Origin of the sequence: uncultured Nostoc sp. (genome assembly GCF_964245445.1) — a bacterium.
Taxonomy (GTDB): Bacteria; Cyanobacteriota; Cyanobacteriia; order Cyanobacteriales; family Nostocaceae; genus Nostoc.
Map to the genome: position 1 here is coordinate 1 of NZ_CAXTNE010000287.1, position 9,491 is coordinate 9,491.

Below are 9,491 nucleotides of genomic sequence, written 5' to 3' on the forward strand. Positions count from 1 at the left end.
ACTCCCAAGGCAGATACAGCGAAGCCGAACCCCTTTACATCCAAGCTTTAGATATTTTTAAGCAACAGTTAGGGGTGAATCATCCTAATACTGTTACTACTGGTGACAATTTAGCATATCTTCGCGTAGGCGAAGCCCGCCGCAGGCATCGCCTCCCCCCACCACAGTAAAATTTGACTTTTTAGCAAAGCGTACCATCCTAAAACTTAGACACGCGATTCGCCTAGACTAAAATTCATATTAAATTAAGTAAAAATGCCTGATTGCTTACTCAAAAGAAGCTTTTACTTCTTCAAAAGCTGCTTTTGATTTCGCATTTTAGTGTTTTCCACAAACAAAAGCAGCTTTTACTTCTTCAAAAGCAGCTTTTAATTTCGCATTTTAGTGTTTTCCACAAACAAAAGCAGCTTTTACTTCCTCATTTTAGTGTTTTCCGCAAACAAAAGCAGCTTTTACTTTCTCAATTGCCTGAATATTTTTTCATTTGAGTAATTCACGCATTCATTTTGGTATATCCCACATTCCGCCGAAAGAAAAGCGTAGGCGTAGCCCGTCAAAGACATCGCACGATAGAAAATCAGATAATCATCTACAGCAAAGCTACGTAACAAAGGTAAAAGTTCATTACGCTTGCGTCCCATATTGGGAAAATTTGCTAAATTACTGCACTTTTCGTTAATTTTTTTGAGCAAACGCTCCACAGCATCAAAACTACTAATGATGGGCTTGCATCCGGTGACAATGCGATCGCATTCGACCTACAACCATTAAATCAGTAGGGGTAACCCAAGCATATTAGGTTATCAGCATAAAAAAATAGCCCCCTGAATTCAGGAGGCGCATTACCAAGGTAATGGAAAGACGCGAAATGCCGCGTCTCTCATTTTAACTAGCAACGTATTCTTGGACATTGGCACGACGGCGACGCAGATGAGCCAAAGCTTGATGCTCTAACTGGCGGACGCGTTCACGGCTGAGACTCAATCTCTCACCCACTTTCGCTAATGACATTTCATTACCATCTTCTAAACCAAAGCGCAGGGCTAAAACTTGTCGCTGTTGCGGAGTTAGTTCTGCTAGCAGGTTGTTCAAGTCTTGGCGTAAGAATTCCTGGTTGGTGTAATACTCTGGTGATGGGCCATCATCTTCGAGCATTTCTTGCAACTCAGTATCTTGGTTATCGCCAACTTTAACATCCAAAGATACTGGTTGACGCGCCATGTTCAGGTACTCGCGGATCTGAGCAGGTTCTATTTCTAGTTCTTTGGCAATTTCGGCTGGAGTAGGCGATCGCCCCAAAGTTTGCGCCAATTCGCGCTGCACTTTTTTGATTTTATTCAGTTTCTCGGTAATGTGGATCGGTAAGCGGATGGTGCGGCCTTGTTGAGCGATCGCACGGGTAATCGCTTGGCGAATCCACCAGTAAGCATAGGTTGAGAACTTATAACCCCTCATTGGGTCAAATTTCTCCACACCCCGCTCTAATCCTAGTGTTCCTTCCTGGATTAAATCCAGAAACTCCATATTTCGCTTTTGGTACTTTTTGGCAATAGCAACGACCAAGCGCAAATTCGCTTCGATCATTTTTTGCTTCGCCCGCTTCCCTTGCGCTACCGTTTGTTGGATCTCGGTTTCCGATTGTTGAACGTGGTCAGCCCATTCTGACATATCCGGTTCGCGGTGCAGTTTCTTCGCCAAAGCTTCTTTGGCGTCGATGAACTTCATCATTTGTTGCACCTGCTTTCCATAGACAATCTCTTGTTCACGGGTTAGCAGTGGTACACGACCAATTTCTCGCAGATAGGTTCGCACCATATCAGCCGTAAATTTGGTGTTGAGGTTTTCCGTTTGGGTGTTGACAGTAGGCATTGATGTGTTATCCTCTACTCCGTAAACACAATATATGTTTTCTTACTAAAATCAATGGGATAAAGGTAGTACATCTATCACGAAATATCGGGAGTTATCAAAAGTAATTATCAAGTGATCTAGCCGTTGTTCAGACGTAAACTCCCAATGATAGGTTCCCCTACCTTCCCTAAATTTTCAATCTCTTAAATTTTCAATCTCTATATAAGCACGCTGGTTGTTTTTGAGAATTCTTCTTTTAGGCAGTTACTGATAGCAGATGGAAATCCGAAGTCGGTATGAGTTCCATTTACTTTATAGTACGATAAATCAGGCAAATAGTAAAGTATTTTAAGATAAAATCTTTAATTATAATTCAAAATTGCCGATTTGCAAAAAAAATTAAACTTCCTTGAAATTACTTACTATATCTATAGTGACGCTAAAAACCCCTCTTCTGTTGCCCAAAACTAGCCGGATAACCGAACTTAATTTCCTGCCAGAATGGAGGGATGTTACGAATTGGGGAGTGGTCATTGGTCATTTGCAAAGGACATAGACGCGCCAGTGGCTTCCCGCAGGGTAGGACAACTGACAAATGACTATCTAGAATCCCAAGTCAGCTTTGGCTAGTTCAGCAGCAGCGAATACTTCTGCGTCAGGTTTTTCTTCCCAAGCTGGTTCACCAATTTCTTCGTAAAAAGTTGCGTCGTAAGGACGGGTACGTACTACTACTGGCATAGGAACAGCATGACCCAAAATTAAAGCTTGTTGCTTAGAGTCTAACTTTGCCAATACCGATCGCAGTCCGCCACCACCAGATACACCCGTAAAAATCGCGTCAATGTCTTTTTCATCATTAAGCAAAGCGGTAATTCGAGTCCCAATCTGGGACATGACTTCATTATCAATACCCGATGGACGTTGATCAACTACCAAAAGTGTGACGAAATACTTCCGCAGTTCCCTAGCGATAGTCCCAAAGATAGTACTTTGTACGATAGCCGGGTCAAGGAAACGGTGCGCCTCTTCAATGGTAATCATCAATGGCGTGGGGCGATCGTTCGGGTTCTTGCTTTGCAAGAATTTATCTGCTTTTTTGACGTAATGCTCGTGAATACGTCGGGTGATCATATTCGTCACCAACATATAAGAGAGCATATTAGACTGGGAACCAAATTCTATCACAACATTCTTCCCAGCTTCCAGACACTGGACAATTTTACTAATATAATTTTGAGGGCAAACCGCTCGCATATACTTCAAGCTATCCATCCGCAAGAGTTTACGCTGCAATGCCATAATCGAGCCTTTGTGTCCGCGCTTCTCGTCGCAGAACATTTCGATTTCTTCGTTAGTCATGTTCAGCAACTGGACAATCCAAGACTTGCCAAACTCGCTATAGAGAATATTGGCGTTATCCAGGGCTGCGTCAGAGAGTCCTAAATCTCGGCTACATAACTTAATATCTTCAACTTCAATTTGCTCATAACTCAAATAAAGTTCTTGAGCATCACGCACACCCCGGCGCTTTGTCGATTCTGGATCGAGGGTGTAAACTTCTACCTTGCTGGGAAATAATTGCTTTAAACCCTTAACTGTATTTACGTTCTTCCCTTCTGCAACGGCTTCCCAGCCATACTCAGAGTGCATATCAAAAATCAAATTTACTGCCGCACTTTTACGGATAACGCCAGCTAAAAGCAACCGTGTTAGAAAGGATTTACCAGTACCAGATTTACCAAAAACCCCGTTACTCCGTTCCACGAAGCGGTTTAAATCGATGCAAACGGGCACATCCATATCCAAAGGTTTGCCGATGGAAAAATTACGCCTTTGGGGGTCATCTTCCCAACCAAATACGCGGCGAAAATCGTCAACACTTGCATCGTAAACTTGGCTAAAGTGGCTAGGAATAGTTTTAACAGGCAACAATTCCATTGTAGTACTGGTTTGTGGCACAAACGAAGCCAAACCCGTCACCGATGGGAGGAAGGGATTTGTCGATTTGCCATTTGTTGGGGAGAAAGATTCTTCCGATTCGGGAGTGAACATCAACATCGGCGCGAGGTTGATAGTACCATAAGTACCACTTCCGGCTAAAACATCTCGTAAAAAAGTGTCTTCCCAACTAGGGGGATTGGCAATAATTCGGGCATTAGCAGCTCCCAATGCTACATCTGTGAGCATACAGAAAAAGCGCGATCGCATCCCTTGCACAACAAGAAATTTACCCACCCGCATATCTTCTACAGAAATGTCAGGATGCAATCGTACTTCTAAACCTTCAGTTAGAGAACCTTGAATAACTGAACCTAATGGCTGTTCTGAATTCATTTTATTAGTCATTAGTTATTAGTCATTAGTCATTAGTTATTTTCCCCCATGCCCAATGCCCAATGCCCAATACCCAATGCCCAATGCCCCTTATTAGTCAATCTGAATTGAAGTTGGCGCACTTCCCGTTGGTGGAGTGGTACTGATTAATGGTTTGCGGAATTGGGCGTAAAGGCGATCGCGCCAGGTAAAGAATGGTTCATAATCTATATTCTCTGAAAAGATTGGTAATCCTTTACCTCTAATAGAAGCTGGTAAATCCAGATAGGGCCCAGAGGGGAACTTGAGCAATATCGATAAGCCAGCTACTGCCAAGTCAGCTAAAGTTGGCTCATCTCCTGTTAAATAAGGACTATCTGCCAATAATAACGTTACCGCTTCCAAGTCTTGTTTTAAAGATGCGATCGCTGACTGGATAATATCTGGACTATAACCTACACCAAAACCTAGCACTGTCAGTAAGTCAGTGGGTACTCCTCCAACCAGACTTTTAAATATATCTGGTGTTGAGGTGGGTAATAAAGACTTGCGGAAATTTTGATCTTGACTTATGGCTGCAAATAGTGCTTTGCGACCTTTGATGCCTATAGACTCATCCGCCCATTCTTCTATTAATAAAGTTAAACCCCGTTTTTTGGGATCTTGCGGTATTATTGGGCGATCGGGATATTCTAAGTCTAAATACTTAGCTATTTCCGTAGAATCCGCAATATATCTATTACGATCCTTTAATACCGGGACTTGTTTCTGACCAGTCAGCCGGAATAGTTCTACCTGTCCAATCCCAGGCGTAACCTCTATTTTGCGGTAATCTAGTCCTTTGAAATCTAGAATTAGGCGCACTTTCTCTGAGTATTGAGATAGTTCCCATTGGTATAATTCCAGCATCTTGTATACCTTATAACTGGTCAACTTCTTAACTTTACAATTGTATCTTTAGTTAAAGTAATTTTTCTTTACATTATTTACTTTTTAGCTATCTAATTGAGATTTTGATTGAACTTATGCCTGATTTTTAGCAAAATCATCGAATTAAAAAGTATTATTTTCTGATTATTTCTGATTAAAATATTAAATAATTAAATAATTGAATTTAGCATATATAGATAAACTTAACCGCTCAGTTGTAGGTCTTCAGCACTTACTTTAATTTCCATCACTCTTTAGGCTAGGTTAAGATATCTAGATAATTAATTACTGTGCTTTTGCTGAATAATCAATGGTTAATTCAGAGATATTCCCTTATTCCTTATGGGATTCAGTATTTTTTAATTACCTATTAATTTACGTAGCGCTTTGAATATAAATTGTCTTTTAATTAAGAAAAATATTTATCATAGTTTATTGTAAATCATACCTTGTAGATGTAATATTTTCACACTTTCTGAGAGTTGACGCTATAACAAGTTAGGCTTTTTAACTCTTTTTGGTATAAGGAAAAAATATACTCATTACATAAAATATGTGCTAGATATATTTCATAATTCTCAGCGTCAGCCGACGTTTGATATTTTACCTGACCAGCACAAATTCTTGTGGTAAAATTTTTCTACCCTCTTAGGTTAGATTTTGTGCATAGCAAAATGTTATAAATCTTTATGTAATGTGTGGACAAAAAGACAAACAAATATTTATGAAGACAAGTTACAGCAAATTGCTGATTGCGTTGGCAGGCATAGCAGGATTTAGTAGTTTCAGCCTTGTTATTACTTTATCATCTGAAGCTAAAGAGGCACTAAATCCTAACCCCAGTATTTTTAACGAAGCTCCCTATAACAAGGGTCAACGTCTTCAAGTAAACGCTCAATACACACCTGTTGAAGCTGCTTTTGAAATAGAAAAGGGCAATACCAAACGCAAACAAGTAGCACAGAACGGTGGTGTAACAAATCCCAGACCAAGCATTTTCAACGAGCCGCCCTATAACCGTGGTGGTAGTGTTACACCTGGTGAAGTTCCACCCCGCACCCCACGTCCTACCCCAGGAACTCAACCCACTGAGACACCTACTACAACTCCACCAGGGCCAGGAGCAACCGACACTCAAGGTAAAGACTTGTTAGGGTTGGCAGAGTCAAACGCTTCTTTTAAAACCTTAACTAGAGCTTTGAAAGCAGCAGGGTTGACTGGAGCTTTGCAAGGCAAAGATAACTTAACCATTTTTGCACCTACTGATGCAGCTTTTGCTAAGTTGCCACAAGATGCTTTGCAAGAATTGTTAAATCCAGCTAACAAAGAAGTATTGCTCAAGATTTTAACTTACCATGTAGTACCTGGTAAGGTATTGTCCACTGATTTGAAGTCTGGCGAAGTTAAAAGCCTTGAAGGTGGCGCAATCAACGTTAAAGTTGATCCTGCGACCGGTGTAACTGTCAATGATGCTAAAGTGACACAGGCAGATATCACAGGCACTAACGGTGTAATCCACGCAATTGATCAGGTGATTTTGCCTCCTGACTTGTAATTTTTTGGTACAAGTACAACCTGTAGTAGACTAGGTTGGCATTAAGTATTAATAGGAAAAAACCCCGTTCAGATGTTAGCTTTGGACGGTTTTTTTGTAAGAAGTATTGTATGCTTACCCATTGACATGAAAGATCAAATATGAATAATTTGAAAAACCATATCTGTCGTAGGGTCACAGCATTGCTCATTAGTGTCAACAAAAGCCTAGAAATAGCAAAACTTTCGGCTTGACTGACGCGCCTGGAACTAAAGTTCTTTGGCTTTTAGCTAAAGTTTACTGAAGTAGACTAAAGATTTTTGGGTATATCTTAGTCATTAAAAGAAGACTTCTGCTATTAGCAAGGAAGTTCAGTTCCTTGCGGGACATGACTTGTAACGTTAAGTTTACACCAATGGGCGCTGCCGTGCCCCTATAACGCTGGATTCACCGCAACGCCCTGGCTCCTCTACTTTTACTAAATTTGCATTACAGGCTAGACATTACATCCCGTGCAACTGCTAAAGTCTGCTCAATGTCTTCTTCAGTGTGAGCAAAAGACGTAAACCCAGCTTCAAATTGAGAGGGTGCTAAGTAAACACCACGTTCTAACATACCCCGATGGAAGCGTCCGAATTTGGCTGTATCAGACTTTTTGGCATCTTCGTAGTTATGAACTGGGCCAGAGGTAAAGAATAAGCCAAACATGGCGCTGATTTGACCACCGCATACCCCATGACCAGTTTCTTTAGCAATTTGCAGCAAACCATCTGCTAGCTTTTTAGTAATCCGGTCAAGATACTCGTAAGTACCCGGCTTTTGCAGCAATTCTAAAGTCTTAATACCAGCAGTCATCGCCAAAGGATTACCAGAAAGAGTCCCAGCTTGATATACAGGACCTGCGGGGGCAACCATTGACATAATATCTCGGCGACCGCCATAAGCTCCTACTGGCAAACCACCACCAATAACTTTACCCAAAGTCGTTAAGTCGGGAGTAACACCAAATTTATCCTGAGCGCCACCGTAAGCAATACGGAAGCCTGTCATTACTTCGTCAAATACCAATAACGCTCTATGCTCGTGAGTCAGTTCCCGTAATCCTTCTAAGAAGCCAGCATCAGGTGCAATAAATCCAGCATTGCCGACAACTGGCTCAAGAATTACACCAGCAATCTCGTCGCGGTTTTCTTCAAACAAGGCTTTGACGGATTCTAAGTCATTAAAAGGCGCGGTTAGAGTAGTGCTAGTTGCCGCTTTCGGAACTCCCGGTGAGTCTGGCAAGCCAAGTGTAGCAACACCAGAACCCGCCTTCACTAGAAACGTATCGGCGTGTCCGTGGTAGCAGCCTTCAAACTTGATAATTTTATCTCGTTTTGTGAAAGCCCGCATCAGTCGCAAAACTCCCATGCAAGCTTCAGTTCCAGAGTTGACAAATCTGACCATTTCGATGCTAGGAACGGCATCGATTACCATTTCTGCCAAAACATTTTCTAGGACTGAGGGAGCGCCGAAACTCGTGCCTTTTTCTAAAGCTTCATGCAAGGCTGCAATTACTTCTGGATGAGCATGACCGCAAATAGCTGGACCCCAAGTGCCTACATAGTCTATATATTGGTTACCATCTACATCCCAAATATATGCGCCTTTAACACGATCAAAAACGATGGGTTGTCCGCCCACAGATTTAAACGCACGAACTGGAGAACTGACTCCTCCGGGCATGAGATTTTGAGCAGCAGCAAAGACTTCTTGTGATTTTGTTGTTTTAATTGTGGTATTTACCAAGGTTCTCTCCTAACAGTGGGCAATAAAAAGCTCTATCTTAGGATAGTGTCAAAAACTACTTAGAATTTCTATCTTATATAAATAGCTGAACCAAAAAATAATAATATGTTATACAACTCGAATAAAGACTTACCGCTAGATATTCAAACTCGATTATCTGAAGCATACCAGGATCTTTACCGAGCAGCTTTTAATTCGGCGATCCATTGGTATGGTGAAGCCTCAAAAGCTCACAAAGTCGCTTTGAGTGCTGTAAAGATGCAGTCTGCTATGGAACGGAATGTTGTTGTTTAGAGCTATATAAGATAGTTCAATTCAAAAAAACATGCCAGTTGCCCTATTGAGAATGGTATCGTGAATCCATGAATTATTCTCATTAGAGCAAATTAGCTGGTATGTCTTCTAACGATTCGCACTCACTCCATAACGCTATCCCTGTTGAGGAAATTCGCTACGATGAACGGGGTCTAGTGCCTGCAATTGTCCAAGATTATTTGGATGGTACTGTCCTGATGATGGCGTGGATGAATCAGGAGTCGTTACAAAAAACTTTAGAAACTGAAGAAACTTGGTTTTGGAGTCGTTCCCGGCAAGAGTTATGGCATAAGGGGGCGACTTCTGGACATATTCAAAAAGTGCAGAGTATGCGTTATGACTGTGATAGTGATGCGTTGCTCATAGGTGTAGAGCAATTAGGAGACATTGCCTGCCACACTGGAGAACGTAGTTGCTTTCACCAAATAGAAGGCAAAATTGCCCCACCGCCAGGGGACACATTGTCGCAATTGTTTCAAATAATATGCGATCGCCGCGATAATCCTACCGAAAGCTCCTATACCTGTAAACTATTCGCAGGTGGCGATAACAAAATTTTGAAAAAGATTGGTGAGGAAACCGCCGAGGTGGTGATGGCTTTTAAGGATGATGAAGCAGATGCGATCGCAGGTGAAGTGGCTGATTTGCTATATCATACTTTGGTTGCCTTAGCTCACCATCAAGTTGATTTAAAATCTGTATATCGTAAGTTGCAAGAACGTCGTCAATGAGGAGGAAGGGGGCAGGGAGCAGGGGGCAG

General features: G+C 41.7%; 9 protein-coding genes. 4 read left to right on the plus strand and 5 right to left on the minus strand.

Annotation, left to right across the window (positions count from 1 at the left end; genetic code table 11):
- Window positions 1-170, plus strand: a 170-nt coding sequence (locus tag ACFE90_RS31750) for a tetratricopeptide repeat protein (RefSeq protein WP_375506313.1), incomplete at its 5' end; no start/stop codon positions are given.
- Between the two features lie 282 nt (window positions 171-452).
- On the opposite strand, the gene ACFE90_RS31755 is transcribed toward ACFE90_RS31750, so the two are convergent.
- The 4 genes from ACFE90_RS31755 to ACFE90_RS31770 form a co-directional block, all read right to left on the minus strand.
- Window positions 453-701, minus strand: coding sequence for a type II toxin-antitoxin system RelE/ParE family toxin (locus ACFE90_RS31755; protein ID WP_375506307.1), 249 nt, complete (start codon window positions 699-701; stop codon window positions 453-455).
- A gap of 184 nt (window positions 702-885) precedes the next feature.
- Window positions 886-1,869: an RNA polymerase sigma factor, RpoD/SigA family gene (locus tag ACFE90_RS31760; RefSeq protein ID WP_375506308.1), complete on the minus strand. Its 984-nt coding sequence runs from the start codon at window positions 1,867-1,869 to the stop codon at window positions 886-888.
- A gap of 585 nt (window positions 1,870-2,454) precedes the next feature.
- Window positions 2,455-4,185, minus strand: a complete 1,731-nt coding sequence (locus tag ACFE90_RS31765; protein WP_375506314.1) for a helicase HerA domain-containing protein — start codon at window positions 4,183-4,185, stop codon at window positions 2,455-2,457.
- A 93-nt stretch (window positions 4,186-4,278) separates the two neighbouring features.
- Window positions 4,279-5,073: a glutathione S-transferase family protein gene (locus tag ACFE90_RS31770; RefSeq protein ID WP_229554567.1), complete on the minus strand. Its 795-nt coding sequence runs from the start codon at window positions 5,071-5,073 to the stop codon at window positions 4,279-4,281.
- Between the two features lie 745 nt (window positions 5,074-5,818).
- Here ACFE90_RS31770 and ACFE90_RS31775 point away from each other — a divergent pair.
- Window positions 5,819-6,649, plus strand: coding sequence for a fasciclin domain-containing protein (locus ACFE90_RS31775; protein ID WP_375506309.1), 831 nt, complete (start codon window positions 5,819-5,821; stop codon window positions 6,647-6,649).
- 468 nt (window positions 6,650-7,117) lie between these two features.
- On the opposite strand, the gene hemL is transcribed toward ACFE90_RS31775, so the two are convergent.
- On the minus strand, window positions 7,118-8,416 hold the full coding sequence (gene hemL, locus ACFE90_RS31780; protein ID WP_375506310.1) for a glutamate-1-semialdehyde 2,1-aminomutase: 1,299 nt from the start codon (window positions 8,414-8,416) through the stop codon (window positions 7,118-7,120).
- Between the two features lie 105 nt (window positions 8,417-8,521).
- Between hemL and ACFE90_RS31785 the strand changes: the two genes are divergently transcribed.
- Together ACFE90_RS31785 and hisIE are read left to right on the plus strand one after the other, a co-directional pair.
- Window positions 8,522-8,710 (plus strand): ChaB family protein, encoded by a 189-nt coding sequence (locus tag ACFE90_RS31785; RefSeq protein ID WP_375506311.1) that lies wholly within the window; start codon window positions 8,522-8,524, stop codon window positions 8,708-8,710.
- Between the two features lie 101 nt (window positions 8,711-8,811).
- Window positions 8,812-9,462 carry a bifunctional phosphoribosyl-AMP cyclohydrolase/phosphoribosyl-ATP diphosphatase HisIE gene (gene hisIE, locus ACFE90_RS31790; RefSeq protein ID WP_375506312.1) on the plus strand — a complete coding sequence of 217 codons (651 nt, stop codon included), beginning with the start codon at window positions 8,812-8,814 and terminating at the stop codon, window positions 9,460-9,462.
- Window positions 9,463-9,491 lie beyond the last annotated feature (29 nt).

What these genes read in the sequence shown, in the direction of transcription:
- ACFE90_RS31785 (WP_375506311.1), top strand. Translation starts at nt 8,522, where the DNA reads ATGTTATACAACTCGAATAAAGACTTACCGCTAGATATTCAAACTCGA.
- ACFE90_RS31760 (WP_375506308.1), bottom strand. Translation starts at nt 1,869, where the DNA reads ATGCCTACTGTCAACACCCAAACGGAAAACCTCAACACCAAATTTACG.
- ACFE90_RS31770 (WP_229554567.1), bottom strand. Translation starts at nt 5,073, where the DNA reads ATGCTGGAATTATACCAATGGGAACTATCTCAATACTCAGAGAAAGTG.
- ACFE90_RS31765 (WP_375506314.1), bottom strand. Translation starts at nt 4,185, where the DNA reads ATGAATTCAGAACAGCCATTAGGTTCAGTTATTCAAGGTTCTCTAACT.
- ACFE90_RS31775 (WP_375506309.1), top strand. Translation starts at nt 5,819, where the DNA reads ATGAAGACAAGTTACAGCAAATTGCTGATTGCGTTGGCAGGCATAGCA.
- hisIE (WP_375506312.1), top strand. Translation starts at nt 8,812, where the DNA reads ATGTCTTCTAACGATTCGCACTCACTCCATAACGCTATCCCTGTTGAG.